Raw genomic sequence first — 21,598 nt, forward strand, 5'->3', positions numbered from 1 at the left:
CCAGCGCGAATTCGTATGGTGGCCCGCCCAGATTTGCGAATTGTTCGACAGTATTATGCAAGGGTATCCGTTCGGGACATTCCTCTTTTGGAAAATAGAGCAGGAGCGGCGCACCGAGTACAAATTCTATGATTTCGTCCGTCACTATCATCAGCGCGACCGTTTCCACTGCGAGTTTTTAAAGAATCCGCCCAACCGCGAGCTGACTGCGGTCCTGGATGGCCAACAGCGGATGACTGCTCTGAATGTTGGGCTCCGAGGTTCCTACGCCTGGAAAATGCCTGGCAAGCGCTGGAGCACAGATGCCGCCTTTCCAGTTCGTCATCTCTACCTCAATCTGCTCAGCGAACTCGATACCGAGAGTGGATGCCGCTATCACTTCGAATTCCTGACGGAGCAACAGTCGGTAAAACCGGAGTCGGACGAGGTGTGGTTCAAGTGCGGTCGCATCATGGAGGAGGAATACGATGATCTCATCGACAGCCTCGATGAGATCAACCTGGATAAAGAGGCCGTCAAGACCGCCCGCGCGACACTGCGTCTGTTCCACAAGACGATCCACGACAAGGATCTGATCACCTACTACGAGGAAGAAAGTCAGAGCCTCGAGCATGTCCTGAATATCTTCATTCGCATGAATAATGGTGGCACACCGCTCTCCTACTCCGACCTTCTTCTGTCCGTGGCCGTTGCTCAATGGGAAAAGGTCGATGCCAGAGAGGCCATTCATTCGCTGGTGGACGAGATGAACAAAGAAGGTGACGGATTCAAGTTCACCAAGGATCTGGCTCTCAAGGCTGGGCTTATGCTGTCCGATATCGGCAGTGTTGGCTTTAAGGTTGAAAACTTCAACAAGACCAACATGGCAATCCTGGAAACAAACTGGCCGCGGATACATGAAGCAATGCTACTTGCAGTGCAACTGCTTGCGTCTTTCGGTTTCAGCAGCCAGAACCTGCGTGCTGAAAGCTCAATACTGCCAATTGCCTACTATCTTTACGCCCGCAAGCTTGACGGGGCATATCTCCACCGCGCCGAGTTCGCGTCAGACCGCGAAGGTATTCGTCGCTGGCTGATCCGCAGCGTCCTCAAAGCGTCCGGGATTTGGGGTAGCGGTCTCGATACGCTGCTGACGGCTCTCAGAGAAAAGATCGCGGCTAATGCTACGAGCGGATTTCCGGTCGCCGAGCTGGAGGCGGTCATGGTCTTGCGCGGAAAGTCACTGTCGTTCACGGATGTGGAAATCGATGAGCTGTGTGACCTACCTTATGGCGATGGGCGGACGTTCGCGTTGCTGTCGCTGATCTTTTCCGGCTTCGACCTGTCTCGCCACTTCCACGTGGACCACATCTATCCCCAGGGCCGGTTCACCGCAGCCCAGCTGCGCAAGGCTGGTGTCCGCTCGGATCTGTGGGATGCGCTTCAAGACAAGCACAATCGCCTGCCGAACCTTCAGCTTCTCGAAGGCTCGATTAACAATCAGAAACGCCAGAAGATGCCGCACGAATGGTACGCCTGGATCAAGCCAGACGAAGCGGCACGTCAACAATACCTCGCCGGTCTTGAGATTGCCTACCTGCCTGAGGACCTTAATGCTTTCCAGGAGTTCTACGATCTACGTCGCAAGGCGTTGAAGGCGCGTATTATGGTTGCGCTTGAACAAAACTAGTAGCGGGTATTCGTGTCTAATTCCAAGGAGAGGCGATGACAGTTAGTCTCCGACGGGCACGGCTACCGCGCCCCGGAAGCAAAATCACTCGGCAGAGCCGCCGCGCGAGGCAATCCATGACTGTGGGTTATGCGTCACAAAACGAACGCCACGTTCAAGAAGGTTGCGACGGAAACTCTCGCGGAAGCTGGCTTGTTGTCAGTGCCGCCTGTAGTGTCGCGGTCTTTCTGCTAGGGCGGACCTGACGTTGGGACTCAAAATATTTGGTGTCACTGTTGGCGCACTAAAACCAGTTTACAACGTAAACCACCACCGCACCCCACGACGGCTGGGAAAGAGCGCTGTGATCGTTAGAGGGGTATCCGGCGACCACCTCTCCCTATTACTTCGTCTGTCCCAATTGATGAATATGCGACAGTGCGAGCCGTAGATCTCCAGCGATAAGGTTAGATAGCTCGTCTAAGCGCGATAAATTGCTTGGAGCCGCCGGCGGTATTGTCTCACCCCATGTGAGGTCCAAACGCGCGTCTTCAGTTCCGAGTATGGCCGCTCTGTCGAATGGGCGCCACCGAGGTTCATCCGCTCCAATTGCCCGCCCAGCCCTATCTTGCGCCTTAAATAGCTGTACGAATTCCGACAAATCCTCGCCTCGCAACGGCTTTGTTTTAAGCGAAAACCGATTGTCACTCCGAAGGTCATAAACCCAAACAGAGTCGCCGGCGCCGACTTTTGGCCGCCGCTTGTCAAAAAACAGTACGTTTGCTTTCACACCGGCCGCATAAAAGAGGCCGGTGGGAAGCCGGAGCAGTGTATGCACATCGCAACTTTCCAGGAGGCGCCGACGAATAACTGCGGCCGGTCCCGCTTCGAAAAGAACGTTGTCTGGAATAACGACCGCCGCTCGCCCAGAGGGTTTTAACATAGCGACAATGTGCTGGAGGAAATTGAGTTGCTTGTTTGCGGTTTGAACCCAGAAATCCGGCCGGACGATTGTCAGCTCGTCAATGACCCGACCAGCCCTCCGGTCTGTGCTGGCGTATGTCACACTACCCTTCACGCCAAACGGCGGGTTAGTGAGAATCACATCGACATGCGAGGCTGGCGGCTCCCTCAACGAGTCGCCGCAGACGATCGGTAGCTCGTCGTCTTCCTGTCCAGAAACCCCGTGGAGGAGAAGATTCATCGTTGCTAACCGAGCAACTTCTTCTACGAGCTCCACGCCACGGATTGCGCGAGTTCTCAGATGTTCACGTTGAGCCGGCGTTAGCCGCGGATTTTCCGACGTTAAAAAGTCATGTGCGGCGAGTAGGAATCCGGCGGTCCCACATGCCGGATCGCAAACAACTTCACCCGGGCGCGGATCTATGCAGCGAACAATGGCGTCGATTAGCGGTCGTGGGGTGAAGTACTGGCCTGCGCCGCTCTTAGTGTCTCGTGCATTTTTCTCCAAAAGCCCTTCATATGCATCGCCCTTGATGTCGGCGGAGAGGCCCGACCATTCAGTTTGGCCGATAAGATCCACGATCAACAGGCGTAACTTAGCCGGATCTCGAATCTTATTTTTGGCGTTTCGAAAGATCAGGCCAAGCATGCCCTGCCGTTGACCCAACGCTTCTAGGACTTCACCATAGTGTCGCTGCATGTTTTCGGTATCAAGTATGACAAGCGATCGCCAGCTATACTCTTCCGGTATCAACCCATCAAACTGTTCATCCGACATCTTTAGAAAGAGGAGATACGTTAACTGCTCTACGTAATCGGGATACGATAGACCGTCGTCACGCAAAACATTGCAATATTGCCAAAGTTTTCGCACGAGATTGGAGGCGGCGTCTCTCATGCGGCAGCCCCATCTACAGCAGCATCGGCATTGACGATGTGCGGCAGCACTTCGCGCTCTACCCAGTCGTGAAATCTATATCGGCGAATGTAGGCCTGAGCGGCGCGAGAATATGGCTGCCTCGGCTGCGTCAGATCTATAAGTCCACCTATGACTCGGTCAAGCCAATCACGCGAGCCGACTTCGCCGCGACCAATTCCGGCCGCCGCCGCATTGCCATCGTCGACGCGCCTGGTGATATCCGCGTAAAGCATTTGGCGCTGCCCTTTAATTGATGGCCAGTCGAGATGAAGATAGACACGGCTTGCCTCAAATCGCTTTTTGGCGATCTCATCATTCTCATAACGAGGCGAGAGCGCAACTTTTCCGCTGATATCATAAGTCACGTAAGCGGCATCACCGGCCCTGATGGGGTCAAGAAGCAGAGGCAATTCATGGCAGGCGGCACTTGGATCTCGCCAGCGTTGCTCGGGGTCTAACAAAGGAAAATGGTCGCCCTTCCCGTGAGTGTTCCCCGTTTCCGGATTCTCCCGCAGCCGGTTGGCACGATGGCAACTCAAACGAAAATTACGCCAGTGCAATGCTTCCCACCAGTAGCCACCGTGCAGACGATCCTCCTGAATACGGCCCTTCGGTCGAAAGTGATCGATATCGTCATCTGTACCAGGGTTGACGCATTCGGTGTACCAACATTTCTCCCCGTAAATACGCTCGAAGTGGGTCCGAAATGCTACCCACTTCTCGCGGTGCCCATCGACAAGTTCTCGACGGCGCACGGGATCCAGTTCGGCGAGGATTTCAAGCCGTGCTTGTTCGGCGGCAGCAAGCGCGGGAGCAGCGTCCGGATCGCCCACTAAAAGGTTCAAATTAATGTAACGCATCAGGTATTCTCGCTGCCCCCAACTGAAATCTCTGCGACGATGTCGGCAGCAAGCTTCTCCCGGTCGTGCAACTGCTCGGGTGTCAGCTCAACGGCTTGACGCCACTCGGGGCGTTCTCGCTCGGTCCATTTCTGAAGAAACAACTCGAATAACTTGTCTTGCCCCGAACGCCAGAATCCGAGACCGTCAAGCCGCTCTGTCACCACCTTCAGTTCTTGACGTTCCTGTTCAGTGAGAGGCTCTTCCTTCATAGAAAGTCGACGCTGGATATCCAAATCACGCTGCGTGGGCAGATCTAGCCCACCCGACCGAAGTCTAAATAAATCGCTAGACAAAATAGCTTCGATGCCCATGCCTCGTGGGTCTTGCGCGGGTTGCTGGGCACTGACATGTCCCTGCTTGTCCCGCACAAAAACCTGTACTTCAGTACGCTCAAGGCGTGAAAAAACCAGCGGGTCATGTGACGTCATGATGATGTGGCACGTCTCGCCGCGCTTTTTGAGCTGTATAAATCGATCCAGGAACTCAAGATATTGGGTGCTCCAGGCAGGGTTGAGGTGGGTGTCTGGCTCGTCCAACAAAAACAGCGCTTCATCTTCAGCGGTAAATTTGAGAAGACCCAGAACGAGGAGCAGCTGTTGCTCTCCCTCACTCAAATCGCGATAGGTCACAGCGCCGCCGCCAACGGCTTCAGTCATCCGTACGCGCGTACGTACCTCCGCTAGGACCTTTGAGATGTATGTGCTCTCAAGAGCTGTGAAGAACGAATACTGACTTCCATAAGAACGATAAACGCTTTCCAGCGCTGCAGAGTTGGGCAAGAACAGATACAGAGATTCGACCAGTGGATCTTTCTGTAGGTCGATAGGAATCCTGCGATCCATCCGCATCGGCAAAAGAGCTGCCGAGTAAAGGCGATCGAGGAAGTCACGGACCTCTCCTTCAGCTTTCCAAAAGCGGGGGTCACCGCCCTTCTTACCAGTTGTGAACCAAGGCGGTCGTTTGAGCGCAAATAGTACGCTGTCAAGTCCCTCGATCTGCAAGTGCTCGCGAAGAAATTCACGGTCCTCTGCTCCCGCGCCATTTTCCTGGTCCATAAAAAATGCAAGAAGTGCGAACTGACCGTGAAGAGTCTGCGCATAAAAGAGGCGCCGGAGGGCGTTGGAATCGACTGGCTTTGCGTCACGCTTGGACTGGGGCTGAATAATTAGCCGGTAATACCGCCGGCGATGTTCTTCATACAAGCTCGCGAGACGATCGCTAGGGCCTGAATAGTATCCAAATACAAAAGCAGGGCGGAACAGCGGCTTACCTGCCGCATCCACTTCCATAAACCGTCGCTTAGAAATTTCCTTAAAGGATCCGTTCTCCTGATCGAGAAGCTCGAACCTGAGCCCCCCGTCGGCCCCCGCAACCACTCTAATACTTTGCGCACGACACCTGTACTGAAGTTGATAGTCAAATGGCGCAGGAAGATCGAGATCAAGGTTGCGAAAAATTAGGGTGAGTGCCTCTATGAGGTTGGACTTCCCAGCACCGTTTTCACCAACGAGTACGGTATAAGGCGACTCTTCGTCAAAATCGACGTGGAAGTCTTTTAGATTTTTCCAGTCACCAATCGTAACCTTATCAAGACGCATCACGGAGCCCCACTGCTGCGTTCTCGCGGGCATCGCCGACTGGTTCTATCGTTTGACCAACTTCGTCGCGTAAGGCCAAGTAGAAGCGCTCGACATCAACAGCCAAGTCGCGGTCATAGCCTGCAGCAGCAAAAAGCTCTGGCAGTGACACCAGACGATCGGTTTCCGCAAGCACCAGAGGAAGCGATTTTACGTCTTGAGTTTTTCTCGTGTTGCGGCGCGGTGGCAGTTTCACAGCAGTGTCCTTTGTGATTGACCGGCTAAGGGTCCGTTCGGGCTCAGGTGGCGAACCAAGCCGAGCAAGCAGGGCCGAAGCGGGCTCGTCTTCAAGATCTTGCTCAACCAGCCGCCCGTTTGCTGCGGCGGCCCAAATTTCATATCGCATAGCTTCGAATCGGGCGAGCGACGCCTGGATGGCGGTGCGTTGCGCTCGTGAGCCCTCGAGGCGACTTTCGGCTTCAACAACGATACGATCTTGTTCGGCTTCGGGTGGCAAGGGGAAAGGCATCGCGGCAAACCTGGAGGCACCAAGATGTTGAATTCCAACGCCCCGGGCGACCCGGCCAAATGCTCCGCTTTCAGCAAGGTAGCGGAAGACCAAAAGCGCATAGCTGGGCGATGACAAAACTGAACGAAACCGAATTACTGTGTTCTGAAAGCAGCATCCCGGAATCTCGCCGCGCCAGATCGCTGGTCTGCCGACGTGAGTAGAGGAACCTGACGCCTCAGATAGAAGGATGTCACCGGGCACAAGTTCGTAGATGCGCCGTTCATCCGGAGTGAAATCCATTCGCAGCACATCAGATAGTTCAAGCCCATCAGTGGTTATGTTGGCTGCGCGAATGTAGGGCGTCGGAAAATCTCCGTGTTCATACTGAGGCGCCCGCTGACGTCCTAAGCGAATTTCTCCTACTTCGGCAACACTGGAAACGACCCAGCCAGGCGTTGTGCCAGTTGCTCCGGTGGGGTGATCCAAACCTTCCACACCGGAGAACACAGATCGATTTAAGGGTTGGTGAGCTTGCGCTATAAGTTCACGCGCTGACACAAACTCGCGACCTTCGCGCGCCGCCAACACCGCCTCAGCCTCAACCAGGGTGCCGGTGACTGCGGCTTCAAGAATGACAAAGTCCTGCTCGACAGTTCGAGCAAGCGCTGAAACGAGAGCTCCTTCAGCCGCAGCAACGTCCATGAGGCGGCGGTCCGCTTCATCCACTATCCGCCGCTGTTCAGCCAGCGGCGGTAAAGGAAAATCCATTTCAGCAAAGCGAGCAGCGCCAAGATGCTGGATGCCTACCCCACGAGCCACTTCCGCGAATGCGCCGCTCTCCGCCATATGCCGGAAAACGAGGAGGGCAAATTCGGGGATAACGGCGTGAGGACGGACACGAATGACTGTGTTTTGAAAACAGCATTCGGATATTTCTCCATGCCAGATCGCAGCGCGGCCCACGTGTTTAGCGCTGCCCGACGCCTCCGTGAGCAGGATGTCGCCAATATGAAGTTGAAATACCTCACGCTCCGCGGGCGAAAAATCCATTTCCAGTACGTCGGAAACATCAATCCCAGCGGCAGTAATGTTTGCCGCGCGGAGGTATTTTGTCGCGAACTGCCCGGTGTGCTGATCGGGCGAACGCTGGCGACCTAAACGCACAGCGCCGATTTCAGCGACTGTGGTCATCACCCACCCTTCCGGTAGTATCATCGTTTTAGTCGCCATCGCCCTTAAATAACTCTCTCAACGTCGGTTTTCGTGAAATCATCACCCACAAAGAGCAGACGGCAAGCATGTTCCTTTGCGACTTCGTAGGAGAAACAGTCACCGAAGTTCAGTCCAGCTGGATGGACGCCCTTACCCCACATTTCATATGCGTGAGCGACGCGCCGCGCCGACGCGGGCGTGAGAGTTACAATCTCAAAGCCCAGCCCGTCGATCAGGCGTGCCATCTCCGCCCCAACATTCCGACGGGCGGACACGATGAGAGCTTCCGCGACTGTTCCCGCAGAAATCAAAAGGTCACTCTCGGCTTCGAGCGTACCGATGCAGAAATTAGCTTCCGGTTCACCAAGGACGATCGCCATCAGTGCCGAGGTATCTACCGCGATCATTCCGGAAGGCCGTCAGCGCCGTAGAGAAAATCCTGGCTACGCGCAGCGCTCGGTCCGGTCGTCGCTTTGACAGACGCTGCGGCGCGAACTGCCTCGAGTAGAGCCCTACGAGACTTCCTGTCCTGTCCCGTTTTTACAGGGACAAGGCGCACTGCGGCATGGCCATGTCGGGTCAAAATAACTTCGTCTCCCGCCTCGGCTCGGCGAACCAATTCAGTCAACTGACTTTTCGCCTCAGTTACAGACACGTGCATCGGCACCCCAATCCGGACCATTTACAAGTCCAATAATACAACATATCTAGACCAAAGTCTGGTCCAAAATCAATGGCTCGATCACTTACCGAACAACAGGAAGTTCGGTTGCATGTCATTTTTGCCAACCATTATTGCGGATGTACTTCCGATCGCAGTCGCACGTACCGTCATATCAGACTACCCCCCACGCGCGAAACCTCCCCCTGCCCGTCATCTCCCTAAGCGGCAGCTGCGCCGCCAAGTGACGCGCACCTTGCGGCGTGACGCCAAGCTCCTTGGCGATCAGGTTGGCAGACACGACGGGCCGCGCCACGACCAGGTCGACGAGCCGTGACAGGTTCGAATTGGTCCGTTTGGCGGATGCCTGACGGTCCAGCTGCTGGCGGGCGAGCAGGATGCGGTCATGCTCCTTCATCCCCAGTTCCGCCGCCGCCGCGAACGCTTCGAGGAGCGCCAGCAGCCGCGTCATTCGACTTCTGGAATGACGCTGTTCACGTCGGACGCTGCGCAGCCCGACATTGAGCGCCGGCAGGTGGGACGGCGTCGTGCCGTCGCGGCGCAGCAGTGAGGCGACCAGCTGGCGGCCGAGCTCGGTGCGGTGCTGTAGCACTTCGATCGCGCTCCAGGCATCGAGCAGAATTGCGCCGCGCAACACCGGTGAGAGGCCGTCGGTTTCGTTAAGCCCCACACGCCACTGTCCCAATCGCTCGTCTTCGTCCCAGTCGGCGTCATAGACCAACGGATCGCGGGCATCGGCCGGTCGGGGGATGGTCGATCCGTTGAGAACCGCGGTGCTGCGCGCCAGCACCGCGTCAATCTCGGCGAAGTCGTCGCCGTGCGAGTCATCGTCCAGCGCCAAACCACCGTCATCTGCGCCGACGGGGCGCGTCAAACCGGATTGCGCCGGAACGGGATGGTCACTTGGCGCTCCCCTCCCCCGCAAACGAGCAATACCTGCGGCGCTGAGCGCCCAGTCGGGCGGATGTGCAAAAATCTGCCGGCGGGCGCGCAGGATCGAGTGCGCAATGGTCAGTTCGTGGGTCGGCGTGCGAATATCGAGGCGGGCATCGTGCAGGACGATGTCCTCAAGGTGGACCAGTTCGCCGTCGACCCAGAGCGACGCGATCGCGTCGGCAAAGTTCTGCCGCTCGAGAAAGCCGTCGCGGATCGGCGAGCGGGCGATGCGCTCATCCAGACGCGCCAAGGCTTCCCCGGCACGAGCCGCCGGCGAATTCAGCTCTCTCAGATCAATCGTGGCGATGTCATAACCCATTGATTTCATGATGCATGATCTCCGTCGAGAAAGCAAACTGTAGATTTGCTAGCGTCACAGTTTGTCATCTCCAGCGAGGCTATCACTAACGATAGTATTCAAGTATCGATAGTAATATGGTTAGGGCTTGACCAACTTGCGGAAACCGCCGTATCATCGCGCAGAATGTCGAAAAACGATGTTATCCGCCATCTGCTCGACGAGAGAGACAAACCCTGGAGCATCCGTCATGACCGTTACCGTCAAGGTCGCCGAGGCCAAAACCCACCTGTCCGATCTGCTGGCGAAAGTCGAAGCCGGTGAGGAGGTGATTATCTCGCGCGGCAACACGCCCGTTGCCCGGCTGACCCGTATCCGCCGCGACAACGATGTCGATGCGTTGATCGCCGAAATCAAGGCCCAGCGCGCCGGCCGGCCTGTTACCACGCAGGACGAAATCCGCGAATGGCGCGATGAAGGCCGCCGTTACTGATGTCCTTCGTTCTCGATGCCTCCATCGCCGCCGCCTGGTTTCTTCCCGACGAACAACACGACGCCGCCGATCGACTGATGTCGGAGATACGGTCGACGGTCGGTCTCGTGCCGGCACTGTTCTGGTTCGAGACCCGCAATCTGTTTCTGGTGGCTGAACGGCGTGGCCGCCTTCGCCCCGGCGAACCTATCCTGCTGATGACACAGTTGCGAGGGCTGCCGCTCGAGGATGCCGGATCGGGCGGAGACGGCCTGGTCCTGGAACTGGCGGCCCGTTACACGCTGACCGCATATGATGCGAGCTACGTCGCGCTTGCCAGAATGCAAGGGCTGCCTCTGGCGACTGGCGACCGAAAGATGGCCATCGCCGCCCGCGGCGAGGGGATCACCGTCGTTGGGCCACTCGAACATGAGCACTGAGCTGACGCCTTCAGGCAATAACGTTCTAAAGCGCGCCGAGGAACTGGATGCGCTAGACGCGATTTTGCCGTTTGTTCGGCGCGACCAGCTCGCCGAGCTGCTCACCGACGACGACGTCGCGACGCTCAAGCACCTGGCCAGCGAAGGCATGGGCGACAACACCATGCGGGCGCTGGCATCCGATCTCGCCTATCTGGAGGCGTGGTGCGTGCTGGCGACAGGCGCTCCCCTCCCCTGGCCTGCCCCTGAAAGTCTGCTGTTGAAATTCGTCGCCCACCATCTTTGGGACCCAGTCGAGCGGGGAACCAACGCCGACCACGGCATGCCCGAGGACGTCGCGATCGCTCTGCGCCTCAAGGGCTTGCTGAGAAGCACCGGACCGCATGCGCCAGCGACCGTTCGCCGTCGGTTGACGAGCTGGTCGATCCTGACGCGCTGGCGCGGGCTGACCGGATCGTTTTCAGCGCCGTCACTGAAAAGCGCGCTTCGGCTGGCCGTTCGAGCCAGCAATCGCCCGCGGCAGAGAAAAAGCAAGAAGGCCGTCACCGGCGATATCCTCGCCAAACTGCTGGCGGCTTGCGCCGGCGATCGGCTGGTCGACCTGCGTGACCGGGCGCTGCTGCTGATGGCTTTCGCGTCCGGCGGCAGACGACGCTCCGAAGTGGCGGGGCTGCGCGTCGAGGATCTGGTGGACGAGGAACCAGTTCGCGCCAATCCGGCTGACGAGCACTCCCCTCTCCTCCCCTGCCTCACGATCCATCTCGGCCGCACCAAGACCACCACGTCAGACGATGATGAACATGTTGTGCTGATCGGCAGGCCTGTGACGGCACTCAAGCACTGGCTGACAGAAACGAAGTTCGAAGCAGGGCCTGTTTTTCGGCGTATCGATCAGTGGGGCAACCTCGATCGGCGCGCGATGACGCCGCAGTCTGTCAACCTTATCCTGAAAACGCGCATCAGGCAGGCCGGGCTGGACCCGGCACAGTTTTCTGCCCATGGTCTGCGATCGGGTTATCTGACCGAGGCGGCGAACTGCGGCATTCCCTTGCCGGAAGCTATGCAGCAATCTTTGCACAAGTCGGTCACGCAGGCGTCGGGATACTACAACAATACCGAACGGAAGATGGGGCGCGCTGCGCGGTTGGTTCTGTGACGGAGAACTGCGCATGGCGCCGGCATGAGCAGCAGCCCGCCATGGCCGGTCCCCCACCCGCACATGCCGAGGACAGGTGACGATGGGAACAACGAACCCTCACCAATTGACAAAGAAACAGCATATTATTCCCCGCAAGAGTATTGCCCGGTTCTGCAACGACGGCGGCCTTGTTCGTGTCACGCGAAGGGACGGCGCGACCTTTCCTGCAAAGCCAAAGAACGCCGTTTTCTTTGCTTCGCGCATGTGGGAGGAGCGTAGCGAAAATGGCCACAAACCTATCGAAGACAAGTTTCAAGAGATAGCGGATGCCGTCTGCAATGCGGAGCTCACTAGCCTTGATCAGCGGCAGAGCGATCAGGTCACTGCCATGTTTGCGTTGTGGGCAGTCCGATCTCGTCTGGTCGAAGCAAATGCCGCCGGGTCCGGGCTCCAGGCGATGCCAGGGGTGAAAGGTCTTCTACCACACGCTAATATCAGCGGATGGTCTTCCGATGACCGCGACCAGTTGGAAAAATCCAACTACGTTGTCTGTGATCCGGATGGATCCATACCAGGTCGAATGTTCGCGTGGCCCCGGATGCAGCGGGAGATCAATTTGATTTGCAACAGAGGCAGCGCAATGAAATGGGGGGTGTTACACGCGGGTGAAGGAGAGTTTGTTATGCCTGATCGTTATCAGCAAACGTGGATGTTCCCCCTCTCCCCAACCATTCTGTTGGCAGCCGAGCGAGGCCCAGAAACACTTTCAGCCGACGCTGTCGCGAGAGTGAATTCTATTTCAATGTCAGAACACAGACAGTGGTTTCTGGAAAAACGATAAACGGGGTTTATGCAATGACCCTGTTTCGGCCCAAGGCTTTAGCCTGATAGAGATTTTCGTCGGCCGCTTTCAGGCAGTCTGACGGATCAAAGCCCCGCCGACAATAATATGCTCCTATGCTCGTGGAGATCCGGACCTGGATGCCGGAAGGTGTTTTCAAGACGATACGGGCGATTTCCTCCCGAACCTCCTCGCATCGACCGCGCATCTGTTCGAACGCCAGATCGCTCTGAAACAGCCCAAATTCCTCACCTCCAAGACGCCCAGCGAAATCTGAACGGCTTTGGTAGCGGGCGAGGACGAGCCCAACGCAGCGAAGGGCTTCATCTCCGGTCGTATGACCATACCGGTCGTTGATCGACTTGAAGTGGTCCAGGTCCAGAAACAGCAGGGCTCCGGTCCCACCTCGTTGACTCGTCAAAGCCAGATCTTCCATGAATGCGCTTCTTGTCAGAACGCCGGTCAGGCCGTCGCTGCGAGACTGAATACGGAGGGTTTCATAAGCATCAGCCAATTTGTTTAGAGCTTCTTTCGTCGCTGCCTCTGCCCGTCGCACTTTATCCGACTGGGTGAAATGCAGCGCCGACGCCGGGATCGATATGGCCAGCGGACAAAATATGGTCATGAGCAGGCCCGCGCCCGCAACTTCACCGCCCAACAACGGCACAATGCTGAACGAGATCGCCAGCGAGGCCAACACCGATAGCAATCCCGTGACAATCGATTTTTCTACAGTACGACGCATAAATATCACCGTGAGAAACATGAAATTCTATGAACCTTACGAATTTGAGGTGGACTGAAACACTTTCGTAAAAGTCGACTCATGTGCCCAATATTTGGAAAATTGGCCTCTAGCATTAACGCGGGCGGAACCTTGCCGTATAGTGGCTTGCGGGGTGTCACGTAACACGAGCTTCAGATTGTGGTCACAGAGATCGTTTAGGTCCTTCGGCAACACGGTCCGGACGAAAATTTGAAGGTGAACACAGAGCATTGATGATGAGTGAAAAAAACGATCGAAACATCCCATGGACGGATCGCAGTCTACGACACAGCCGGCAGTGAAATCCCCCTCCTCATGATCCACGCCAATTCGGTCTGCAAGGAAACATTCCATTTCCAGATCGAGGCTCTCACCGGAAAACGCCGGATCATCGCCGTCGACCTGCCGGGCCATGGTCAGTCTTCCGACGCCATCGACCCGCTGCGCACGTACAACTTCAATGGATATGCCGACGCCATCTGCGAAGTAATTGAAGCACTCGACGTCGTTCGCTTCGCCATGCTCGGCCACTCTCTCGGCGGCCATGTCGCCTTGGAACTCATGAGGCTCCTGCCAGAAAAGATCACTGGGACGATGATCTTTGGCACACCGCCAATCCCACCGGGCCCTGAAGGTGCAGCGCTAGGCTTTGTTCCCAATCCGGAATTCGCATACACGGGAAAGCAGATCCTCACCGACCGGGAAATCGACATGGTCGTTGTGCTCGCGCTCGGATCGGACGCCGTCCACGATGAGTTTGGAAAACCGCTGTCAGACGAACAGACGGGCGCTCGCGCGAGTTGATGATCGACGCAGCCCTTTCCGGAAAGCACCCGGATCAGCGAACCCTTGTCAAAACGTCGCGCATTCCGCTGGCAATCGTCAACGGCGCTGACGACCCCGTGATCAATCTCGACTACATCGACAGCCTGACTTTCGCCAACCTCTGGAACCGCGGAGCGGTTCGTGTCGAAAATGCCGGACACGGTCTCCACTGGCAAAGGCACAAGGAGTTCAACGTCCTGCTGGATAACTTCCTCACCAGCGTTGCGTGAGACGGAAACAGGGCCGAATATCACCATCTCATCCCGCCTGCTGATCGTTCCCGGAATTGGCGCGCATCAAGGCCATCAGCATCGGGCCTAGGGAAAACTCACCCTTCTCCGCCCGTTGCGTCAGATGGCGTAGATAGCCACGGCCGAGTTGATCTGCCCGCCCCACTCAAGAATGGAAGCTATCGCGGCTGCCGTTTTTTTTGGCCCAATGTTTCGCAGCCGGCTAGGCGCTCCGGGCTAAAGCCGAACATCGGTCCGCGACCACGGCAGCCTACTTCCTCTGCAGTAACCTTCGTCTGAAAAAGTCATCAATAGTTCGCACCTGCCGCGCAACTGGGTCGTAAGCCAATCTTGCGAGGTTCATCGAGTTCAACCACGGCGCCCAACTCAGACCCGCCCGACCTTACCGGAATGAGGCCGAAGTTGTGACTTAGAGGGGAGGCGGGAGGACCGAAAGGGACGGGTGAAAATATGCTGCATTTTTAGTAAGTTAAAAGCATTCGCAGCTGCGAACTCTACGTCTTCGGCGACACGAGATAGTTGAGGGTCTCGGCAACCCGACCGCATTAGGATCCTACGCCGGTGCGCAGCCAACATAGATACGATGGAGCATCGCCGCGAAAACACTGTTCGAAAAAACGTTAACATTTCAGTGGCCTAGGGGCATTCGCAGGTGCGAACCGTCCATCGCATGGATAACCTTCGTCATGGATCAAAGGAGGTAGCAACTCGATCCGGCATTGTTCGGTGAGGCAAGCGCCTTTGTTGGCCCAAAATACCGCGCCTCCGACCGAACAATCCGCTACAAGCGATCGGGCGGGGGAGGGACATTCGCGCGGATGATGGAACCGCTCGCGGAGGATGGCGTCGAGCCGAAGACTGTAACATTCGCCGCCGTTCACCCCAAGGCGCACTGAACGGCTCCCCTCTGAGGGTAAAAAGAGCGGTTTTTCTAACCTGATTGATCAAAGCAAATGCGGTATGAAAACCAACCATCTTTCCGTCCTGATATCGAATGGGCGTCAGTTGGGTTCTTTGAGGACAGAAGCAGGATAGTCCCCCTACCGCCGACCTTACGGTACGTGCAGCGGTTGCTTGGTAATCATGGGATGACGCCTCGTTCCGGGGACGCTCTCAGGTGAAGACAATCCGGCCGGGCATTAGACCATATGGCATCCTACAGGATGCTTTTGGGCGGTCCGGTGTGCCAGGGCTTCGTGCCCATCTCCGCACCGCCATGACGAGCCGCATCGATCACGCCCTTACGACCAGCCAGTGCGGCGTCACCATGCAAGAACGGGACGCCCGCGTCGTTTCCGCGACGCAGGCTAAGGGATCACCGTGCCCTCCGAAAGATCAGGGCGACGTCGCCTTCGGCCGCCGCGGGCAGTAGGCGGCGTAGGCTGGTTCGGGGATGCCTGTGGGTGCGGAGCTGCGCGTGATCGGGACAATGAGGATGCGGTTTGCCAACTCCATTGAACCGATGCGTAAGGGTCGAAACAGAACGCCGGTTCCAGGTTACCGCTATCCAAACCGTTCGCTGAACAAGAAAATTTTGTGCAGTTGGGCGCGATCTCAATAGGACTTCCTCATGACCAGCTGTCGGGGGAGGGGAGGGGGATGTTGGTAGACGGCACCACTAGCAGCGGCGCGGCGCGGGATCAGTTGACACCCCACCGTTAGCTCCTTGTGACGATGACAGACCGGGCCCCGTGAACCGGAAATTATCACTTTGCCCCGTTTCTTAAGTGCCGCTCTGACATCCCGCGTGTCGTAGCGCATGTCCGCTCGACTTCAGAAGAGCAACAATCATTGGCCCCAACGAGAATTCGCCGCGGCTAGTACGACGAGTTAGGTCTCGAAGGTAACCTCCTGGGGAATTGATAAAATTCGCTCGCTCTAGAATACCTGCCACCGCGACTGCCGCATTCTCTGGCCCCATCGCTTCGCATGCGTCTTGGTATGCAGACGGACTGACACCCAACGTCGAGCGAACCACCACTGCGGCCGACATCAAATCTCGCCAGTTACCGATCATCCCGCCGGGCCCATAGTCTGCGATCGTCGGGCAGGCCCTCAAGATCAACGCCAACGGAAACGCCTTCATCGGTTCACTTTTCTGCCGCCTCTTGGGCTCCGATTTTCCGTCCTGCTCTTTTTCAGAGCTTGGTTCAAGTTCATTAAGAGATTCGGTTTTTGAATTCTGTATGTGGCGCTCGATTTGAGCATCATTGGTGCTTATTTTTTCGGAATTATCGAGAAAATCCAGCTGGTTGACGACCTCTTGCTGCAATATCTCCATCTCGGAGAGCGTTGCCTCCACGTCCGAAAGCGTCGGGGTCCGGGGAATCCTACCAACCAGACGGACATACCTGTCCTCGAGCCCCTGCCAATCACCGTCAGCGCCCTCTTCCATGGCTGCCGAAATTAGCTTGCGGACATCCCGGCGGCAGATCGTTAAGCTTTCCTTGGCAATCCGGAAGGTCGCGCGATCGGCTAGAACTTGCTGCGCCCGAGCGGCCAATTCTTCGGATCTGGCGAGAAGCGGCGACAAATCGAATCCGAATGCCGTCTCCACTTGGCCGGTTTTATCCTTGCGCGCATATCGCTTGCCGTTTGCGCTGTCCTTGCGGACAATCAGACCAGCTTGCACTAACATAGCGATATGTCTGCGCAGAGTGGCTCCCGCCATCCCGTGAGCGCGTAGCGACAATTGATAGTTCGATGGGAAAACAACGAGCTTAGCATCCTGGCGCAGTTCGGTCTCCGGATAGAAGCTCAAAAGCGCGTCGAGTACGGCAAGGCTATTCGTCTGGATTCCAAGCGTTTCTCTTGCGGCGGATGCGTCTCTGAAGACTTTCCATTTATCGGCAGTCTTTCCCTGCCTGATGTCGGCCAGCGCCGTTTGATGCCGCACGAGAGAAAGCGTCATCGGCCGCCGCCCAAAGGGCGTCGTTACATTTCTTGTTTGCATTGTCTTTCACCTTTTAGAAGGCAAAAGAAATCCGCTCACCAAAACGGTGCCAAAAGCTCTTGACGAGGATTCGTGGAAATGCGATTCTGTGTTTCTCAGGACTACAGAATGAGGTTCCACGACGGCAACGTTGTTGGGGCCTTTTTCTTTTACGCCTATCCTCCCTGTTTTCGCTTATGATTCGACAAGTGTGCCTCGTAGAGGGCGGGCACCTGCTCGAGCAAAAAGGCCGCAAATTCGGGCGTAGCCTTCCTATCGATTGTAATTTCGAGCTTTGTTTTATTCTGCGTGATCTGGCCTAAGCGAGCGCCGGTCGGGCTCGACAGCACTGTAGGCGCTCCGCGCGCTACCCGCGTCGGCCTCAAGTGGTTTAAGACAACTTTGAAGCGCTCCTCCGAATTGAGAGCTTGCACACTCTCAGATCTGGCCATGGCGATCACCTCCGGCGTTTCATTCGCCTTTTCAAGTAAATCCGCCAATTGCCGCCAGTTCGGCCGGCCAACGCCAGGGGCGGGACCGATTGCGTCAATCAGATCTTCAGGTAACGCGTCAACGAGCTGGAGCATCGTCGACAACGTCGTCTTATCAACCGACAGCGAAGACACGATCACGTCCCGAGAAAAGCGCTCCTTGAGCCGTGCAGCGAACCGAGCCTTTTCAATGAACGTTAGATCTTCACGCTCATTGTTCTCTTGGCCCTGCGCAATAACGAGCTGTTCGTCAGTCAGGTTGCGAACAATTGCTTTCGCCTTGAGACCGAGTTCTTTCAGTGCGCGGAGGCGACGGTGACCGAAGGCAACCTGATACCGACCATCGTCGTCAGGATGTAGACGCACCAGAATTGGTACTTGCTGTCCTTGTTCTTGAATTGACACTCTCAGCCCATCAATAGAGCTTTCCATACGGTCTTGCACAAATGACGGGTCGATCAGCCCGGTATCAATATCGATGACCGGCTGCCCGTCGATGAGGCTTTTTTCTATCTCGTCGGCACGGCGGCTTCGGTCATTCAGATCGCCCACCGACTTCTTTATTGCCGACATTGGATTGCTGGTTCCGTGCAGCGGACGCTCGTGGGGTGGAGCTCCCGAAGTGGCGGGCGCAGGAAGGTCAGCGAAGAGATTCTTGCGGCTCATGACCTCCCCCACGTTCTTTTTATCAGTCCCTCGATCTCTGCATTCACGCTGTTCATCGATTCCAAAGCGCGATCGTATGTGGCCCGTGTAAATTGATTGCGATCGACCTCGAAAAGTGTCTGGTTAGTTAGGCCGGCATCCGAAATGGCGGTGCTCTTAACCATTGAGTTGACCATTACGTGGCTGCCGAAAAGAGATCGTAGGAATGCTACCATTTGATGCTGGGGACCGTCAGAGGGCTCAAAGCGAGTGATCAGGTAGCGCATCCAGTTCTGCTTATCGTCGGCTCCTGCGGCCGCGATTGTATCCATCAGATCGCTCGTCATGGCTAGGAACTGATTCATCGATAGAACGTCAAGCATCTGGGGGTGAACCGTGATGAGCACCGAGGTGGCGGCAGTGAGCGCGGAAAGCGTTAGATACCCAAGCTGGGGCGGGCAGTCGATAACAACCACGTCATAGAGATCGCGAATGTCATCAATGGCATCTGAAACCCGCGCAAAGAAAAGCTTGTCCCTAGATTCCCGCTTTGAAAGCGCCATAGGCGTGGTGTGCTCGAATTCCATAAGCTCGAGGTTGCCAGGGATCAGGTGCAGGTCAGGGATATATGTCGCCCTGACGATATCTTGGATTGGACGCCGCTCTTCATCGTAGCGGATAGCACCGTAGATCGTATCGTTCGGCCCGACATCAAGCTCAGGCTGGCTGCCAAACAATGCGGACATACTCGCTTGGGGATCCAGATCGATAGCGAGGACGCGATAGCCCCTCAGAGCAAGGTACTGAGCAAGATGCGTCGCTGTTGTGGTTTTACCAGATCCGCCCTTGAAATTCATAACGGCAAGCACCTGAAGCGCCTCATTTGGCCGACGATGCGGGAGATATCGTCCAGCAGGGCGGCTTCCGGCATCCATATACTGACGTATCTTCGCAAGATCGCTGACCGAATAAGTGCGGCGATTGCCCGGTCCTGACGCGACCTTGAAATTCAGATTTTCATCCTTTTCCATTTCGCTGACAATCGTGCGCAGATAGCCCTCGGCGAAATCGAACAGTTTTTCGGCCTCCGCAGGTGAAAAATTTCGGATTGTTTTTCTCGCGTGCGGCGGAAACATCTTGGTTTGGTAGGCTTGCAGTTGCGCCGAAAGCGTGCGCGAATGAGCACGAACGAGCTCTCGAAACCCGGAAAACTCCTCTTCAGCGCCAATATCCAAATTTACCATGTTTAGGTTTGCCTTGCCCAGTTTGCGGAACTTTGCCGGAAAACGGCTGAAGTCCGAGACTAGGTAAAGACCGATTCTGTTGGATGAGCAAGTCTTTTAAAGTTAACCACGCGTTAAGGGGAACGCGCCCCAAAGGCACACCGCGCTAAAACGGATAGTAGTATCAATCGGTTGACATTGGTGAATGGCCGATGCGAATTTCAAGGAAAAGTATCGATAATCTGCGACGCCGCAACCAGGGAGTCGCCTGAGCGAAGTCCGATCGTTGCCCCGCGTCGGCTTCAGTATTGCATCCTTAGCCCGACCTGAAAACGCCAGCGCATACAAAATGTCCAATGGTGTGCGGCGAGAGTCCCTGGTTGGCTTCTGCGGTGGCTGAGTTGGCCGTGCGATCCTGTTCTGTGCGCTTGTGACGGAACGGTGTATTCTGTATGGCAAGGCGACCCTTTCGGCGGACCCTACAAAAGCGAGTTCGCCGCATCGCTGCCCTGGGTCGGATTGGCGCGCTGGCGACGGCCCAATCGGCTTCGTGGCGCGCGATGTCATGGCGGCCCGATCTTTACACGACGACCGCCTCGAGTTGATTAACCGAGGCTGCCCTCTCGGGATCCCTCACTGGTCCAAGCGTGGCTTGCTTTTAGAAACAAGATTGAAGAGCTGAACAATGACGTCAGTTGTGTAGACGGCTGCCCCATCTCTGTCGTAACTCGAATTTGCGACGCGGGATTCTACGTAGACGAGATCCCCTTGCCCGACGTTCTCCTCGATCCACTTCGCTTGCTCTTTATCGAGCACCGTCACCTGGACCCAGTCGGTCGCAGATTTCATTTCCGCGCCGGCATGCCAATCGCGATTAGTTGCGATATTCACCTTCAGGACGTTCTTGAGCGCCACGACGTTGCCCACATGGCCAAGAAGTGTATGGCGGTTGACGCTGCGCATGGGATTTAAACCTTCCTTAACTGAAGAAAACCGTTTAATCGTGCAATTCGAACCAATGCCGTTCGGTACGGCCGGAGGTGTCGTTCTCGATGTCAAAAAAATAGGGCTCCGACCTCAATGGCCTGAGCAGGGAAATAGTTCGTATGCAGTCACCTTGTCTGTCGGAGTTATGAAAGCCGTGAACCCCTCCTTGGCAAGTGTTGACTGTCTTGACGCAAAGGTTCTGCTCTGTCGCGAACCCGTTGCGATCCTGGCTGCGGCCGACCTGATAGCCGCTTGGGCAATCCGAGTATCGCTCGTATCCAGGCGCGCCCGTGCCGGCTTCGCGGCAAACGGGCCAGTCGAAACCGGGCTTCTTCATCGCCGATATCAACCGCTTCATCGGGGGATGGCATGCCGGGACACCGCGCCAAGTTGGGTCGGACGAAGAGGCACACAGCAGGACTTCACAACCCCATTCGTCTGCACTGGCCGGGGTAACGAAAGGGCCGGGGTACAACAGAACACCAGCGACGATAATCGTGATTTTGAAAGACATCGGCAACCTTCCCGTTCAATTCAACAAGTTAAATATAATTAATCAGATGGCCACGAGCAAGCGAAAGAAAGCCGATACCGATCTCGGCACGATGATCCTGCGAAACATCGCAGCCACGATGGAACGCGAGCGGGAGCGGCGCGGCCTGAACAAGAAGGAACTCGCTCATCTCTGCGAGATGACTTCGCCCTATTACCTGCGGATCCTCGACGGATCGGCCAACCCTTCGCTGCAGGTGATTACTCGGATCAGTACGAATTTGAAAATTCCCTTGCAGGAACTGATGATGGGGCAAAAATCCGGCAACCCGTGATTTAAGCCGTGCTCTCGCCCAGGGCTGGTTCGCGACATCCAAGAAAACGTGCCGAGCGCTCCTATTGGAGCCTATCGACGCAGACGTGAGTAAATTATATTTATCTTTCCGA

At 56.3% G+C, this 21,598-nt stretch carries 20 protein-coding genes and 1 pseudogene; 8 read left to right on the forward strand and 13 right to left on the reverse strand.

The genetic code is table 11. The features are described from left to right. The first annotated feature begins 40 nt into the window (after window positions 1–40). Entirely contained in the window at window positions 41–1,669 is a 1,629-nt protein-coding gene (locus EPK99_RS23480; protein ID WP_245582548.1) for a DUF262 domain-containing protein, read from the forward strand. A gap of 382 nt (window positions 1,670–2,051) precedes the next feature. On the opposite strand, the gene EPK99_RS23485 is transcribed toward EPK99_RS23480, so the two are convergent. The 7 genes from EPK99_RS23485 to EPK99_RS23515 form a co-directional block, all read right to left on the reverse strand. Next, window positions 2,052–3,509, reverse strand: coding sequence for a type I restriction-modification system subunit M (locus EPK99_RS23485; RefSeq protein WP_128445517.1), 1,458 nt, complete (start codon window positions 3,507–3,509; stop codon window positions 2,052–2,054). Next, entirely contained in the window at window positions 3,506–4,390 is an 885-nt protein-coding gene (locus EPK99_RS23490; RefSeq protein ID WP_128445518.1) for an HNH endonuclease family protein, read from the reverse strand. Before EPK99_RS23490 ends, EPK99_RS23485 begins: the two co-directional genes overlap by 4 nt. Beyond that, entirely contained in the window at window positions 4,390–6,030 is a 1,641-nt protein-coding gene (locus EPK99_RS23495; RefSeq protein ID WP_128445519.1) for an AAA family ATPase, read from the reverse strand. The genes EPK99_RS23490 and EPK99_RS23495 overlap by 1 nt, the downstream gene beginning before the upstream one ends. Continuing rightward, entirely contained in the window at window positions 6,020–7,750 is a 1,731-nt protein-coding gene (locus EPK99_RS23500) for a restriction endonuclease subunit S (protein ID WP_128445520.1), read from the reverse strand. Before EPK99_RS23500 ends, EPK99_RS23495 begins: the two co-directional genes overlap by 11 nt. 5 nt (window positions 7,751–7,755) lie before the next feature. Next, window positions 7,756–8,139 carry a type II toxin-antitoxin system VapC family toxin gene (locus EPK99_RS23505; RefSeq protein ID WP_128445521.1) on the reverse strand — a complete coding sequence of 128 codons (384 nt, stop codon included), beginning with the start codon at window positions 8,137–8,139 and terminating at the stop codon, window positions 7,756–7,758. Continuing rightward, entirely contained in the window at window positions 8,136–8,393 is a 258-nt protein-coding gene (locus tag EPK99_RS23510) for a type II toxin-antitoxin system Phd/YefM family antitoxin (RefSeq protein ID WP_128445522.1), read from the reverse strand. The genes EPK99_RS23505 and EPK99_RS23510 overlap by 4 nt, the downstream gene beginning before the upstream one ends. 175 nt (window positions 8,394–8,568) lie before the next feature. Then, window positions 8,569–9,669, reverse strand: a complete 1,101-nt coding sequence (locus tag EPK99_RS23515; protein ID WP_128445565.1) for an RHE_PE00001 family protein — start codon at window positions 9,667–9,669, stop codon at window positions 8,569–8,571. A 229-nt stretch (window positions 9,670–9,898) separates the two neighbouring features. Here EPK99_RS23515 and EPK99_RS23520 point away from each other — a divergent pair, with 229 nt between their 5' ends. The 4 genes from EPK99_RS23520 (at window position 9,899) to EPK99_RS23535 (ending at window position 12,539) form a co-directional block, all read left to right on the forward strand. After that, entirely contained in the window at window positions 9,899–10,141 is a 243-nt protein-coding gene (locus EPK99_RS23520; protein ID WP_128445523.1) for a type II toxin-antitoxin system Phd/YefM family antitoxin, read from the forward strand. After that, window positions 10,141–10,560, forward strand: a complete 420-nt coding sequence (locus EPK99_RS23525; protein WP_128445524.1) for a type II toxin-antitoxin system VapC family toxin — start codon at window positions 10,141–10,143, stop codon at window positions 10,558–10,560. Before EPK99_RS23520 ends, EPK99_RS23525 begins: the two co-directional genes overlap by 1 nt. Further along, a complete protein-coding gene (locus EPK99_RS23530) occupies window positions 10,550–11,716 on the forward strand; it encodes a site-specific integrase (protein WP_128445525.1) in 1,167 nt (388 codons plus the stop codon). The genes EPK99_RS23525 and EPK99_RS23530 overlap by 11 nt, the downstream gene beginning before the upstream one ends. An 82-nt stretch (window positions 11,717–11,798) precedes the next feature. Then, on the forward strand, window positions 11,799–12,539 hold the full coding sequence (locus EPK99_RS23535) for a hypothetical protein (protein ID WP_128445526.1): 741 nt from the start codon (window positions 11,799–11,801) through the stop codon (window positions 12,537–12,539). Between the two features lie 7 nt (window positions 12,540–12,546). Here the strand turns inward: EPK99_RS23535 and EPK99_RS23540 are convergent, their stop codons facing one another. Further along, window positions 12,547–13,284, reverse strand: coding sequence for a GGDEF domain-containing protein (locus tag EPK99_RS23540; protein WP_128445527.1), 738 nt, complete (start codon window positions 13,282–13,284; stop codon window positions 12,547–12,549). Between the two features lie 261 nt (window positions 13,285–13,545). Between EPK99_RS23540 and EPK99_RS23545 the strand changes: the two genes are divergently transcribed. Both EPK99_RS23545 and EPK99_RS25830 read left to right on the forward strand, forming a co-directional pair. Continuing rightward, complete coding sequence (locus EPK99_RS23545) at window positions 13,546–14,109, forward strand: alpha/beta fold hydrolase (protein ID WP_245582549.1); 564 nt, start codon at window positions 13,546–13,548, stop codon at window positions 14,107–14,109. Next, window positions 14,109–14,360 carry an alpha/beta fold hydrolase gene (locus EPK99_RS25830; protein ID WP_245582550.1) on the forward strand — a complete coding sequence of 84 codons (252 nt, stop codon included), beginning with the start codon at window positions 14,109–14,111 and terminating at the stop codon, window positions 14,358–14,360. The genes EPK99_RS23545 and EPK99_RS25830 overlap by 1 nt, the downstream gene beginning before the upstream one ends. A 28-nt stretch (window positions 14,361–14,388) precedes the next feature. On the opposite strand, the pseudogene repC (EPK99_RS23550) reads toward EPK99_RS25830, so the two are convergent. The 5 genes and pseudogenes from repC (EPK99_RS23550) to EPK99_RS23580 all read right to left on the reverse strand — a co-directional run. Next, window positions 14,389–14,570, reverse strand: a pseudogene (gene repC / locus EPK99_RS23550) (replication initiation protein RepC); the annotation flags it as partial. A 1,534-nt stretch (window positions 14,571–16,104) separates the two neighbouring features. Further along, entirely contained in the window at window positions 16,105–17,334 is a 1,230-nt protein-coding gene (gene repC, locus EPK99_RS23565; protein ID WP_128445529.1) for a plasmid replication protein RepC, read from the reverse strand. A 155-nt stretch (window positions 17,335–17,489) separates the two neighbouring features. Continuing rightward, window positions 17,490–18,470, reverse strand: a complete 981-nt coding sequence (gene repB, locus EPK99_RS23570; RefSeq protein WP_128445530.1) for a plasmid partitioning protein RepB — start codon at window positions 18,468–18,470, stop codon at window positions 17,490–17,492. Continuing rightward, a complete protein-coding gene (gene repA / locus EPK99_RS23575; RefSeq protein ID WP_128445531.1) occupies window positions 18,467–19,693 on the reverse strand; it encodes a plasmid partitioning protein RepA in 1,227 nt (408 codons plus the stop codon). The genes repB and repA overlap by 4 nt, the downstream gene beginning before the upstream one ends. A gap of 612 nt (window positions 19,694–20,305) precedes the next feature. Next, window positions 20,306–20,635: a single-stranded DNA-binding protein gene (locus tag EPK99_RS23580; RefSeq protein WP_128445532.1), complete on the reverse strand. Its 330-nt coding sequence runs from the start codon at window positions 20,633–20,635 to the stop codon at window positions 20,306–20,308. Between the two features lie 314 nt (window positions 20,636–20,949). Here EPK99_RS23580 and EPK99_RS25835 point away from each other — a divergent pair, with 314 nt between their 5' ends. After that, window positions 20,950–21,486 (forward strand): helix-turn-helix domain-containing protein, encoded by a 537-nt coding sequence (locus EPK99_RS25835; protein WP_245582551.1) that lies wholly within the window; start codon window positions 20,950–20,952, stop codon window positions 21,484–21,486. The last annotated feature ends 112 nt before the right edge of the window (window positions 21,487–21,598 follow it).

This window comes from Neorhizobium lilium, from assembly GCF_004053875.1.
Classification (GTDB): Bacteria; Pseudomonadota; Alphaproteobacteria; order Rhizobiales; family Rhizobiaceae; genus Neorhizobium; species Neorhizobium lilii.

What these genes read in the sequence shown, in the direction of transcription:
- EPK99_RS23485 (WP_128445517.1), bottom strand. Translation starts at nt 3,509, where the DNA reads ATGAGAGACGCCGCCTCCAATCTCGTGCGAAAACTTTGGCAATATTGC.
- EPK99_RS23490 (WP_128445518.1), bottom strand. Translation starts at nt 4,390, where the DNA reads ATGCGTTACATTAATTTGAACCTTTTAGTGGGCGATCCGGACGCTGCT.
- EPK99_RS23495 (WP_128445519.1), bottom strand. Translation starts at nt 6,030, where the DNA reads ATGCGTCTTGATAAGGTTACGATTGGTGACTGGAAAAATCTAAAAGAC.
- EPK99_RS23500 (WP_128445520.1), bottom strand. Translation starts at nt 7,750, where the DNA reads ATGGCGACTAAAACGATGATACTACCGGAAGGGTGGGTGATGACCACA.
- EPK99_RS23505 (WP_128445521.1), bottom strand. Translation starts at nt 8,139, where the DNA reads ATGATCGCGGTAGATACCTCGGCACTGATGGCGATCGTCCTTGGTGAA.
- EPK99_RS23510 (WP_128445522.1), bottom strand. Translation starts at nt 8,393, where the DNA reads ATGCACGTGTCTGTAACTGAGGCGAAAAGTCAGTTGACTGAATTGGTT.
- EPK99_RS23515 (WP_128445565.1), bottom strand. Translation starts at nt 9,669, where the DNA reads ATGGGTTATGACATCGCCACGATTGATCTGAGAGAGCTGAATTCGCCG.
- EPK99_RS23520 (WP_128445523.1), top strand. Translation starts at nt 9,899, where the DNA reads ATGACCGTTACCGTCAAGGTCGCCGAGGCCAAAACCCACCTGTCCGAT.
- EPK99_RS23525 (WP_128445524.1), top strand. Translation starts at nt 10,141, where the DNA reads ATGTCCTTCGTTCTCGATGCCTCCATCGCCGCCGCCTGGTTTCTTCCC.
- EPK99_RS23530 (WP_128445525.1), top strand. Translation starts at nt 10,550, where the DNA reads ATGAGCACTGAGCTGACGCCTTCAGGCAATAACGTTCTAAAGCGCGCC.
- EPK99_RS23535 (WP_128445526.1), top strand. Translation starts at nt 11,799, where the DNA reads ATGGGAACAACGAACCCTCACCAATTGACAAAGAAACAGCATATTATT.
- EPK99_RS23540 (WP_128445527.1), bottom strand. Translation starts at nt 13,284, where the DNA reads ATGCGTCGTACTGTAGAAAAATCGATTGTCACGGGATTGCTATCGGTG.
- EPK99_RS25830 (WP_245582550.1), top strand. Translation starts at nt 14,109, where the DNA reads ATGATCGACGCAGCCCTTTCCGGAAAGCACCCGGATCAGCGAACCCTT.
- repC (WP_128445529.1), bottom strand. Translation starts at nt 17,334, where the DNA reads ATGCAAACAAGAAATGTAACGACGCCCTTTGGGCGGCGGCCGATGACG.
- repB (WP_128445530.1), bottom strand. Translation starts at nt 18,470, where the DNA reads ATGAGCCGCAAGAATCTCTTCGCTGACCTTCCTGCGCCCGCCACTTCG.
- repA (WP_128445531.1), bottom strand. Translation starts at nt 19,693, where the DNA reads ATGGTAAATTTGGATATTGGCGCTGAAGAGGAGTTTTCCGGGTTTCGA.
- EPK99_RS23580 (WP_128445532.1), bottom strand. Translation starts at nt 20,635, where the DNA reads ATGCGCAGCGTCAACCGCCATACACTTCTTGGCCATGTGGGCAACGTC.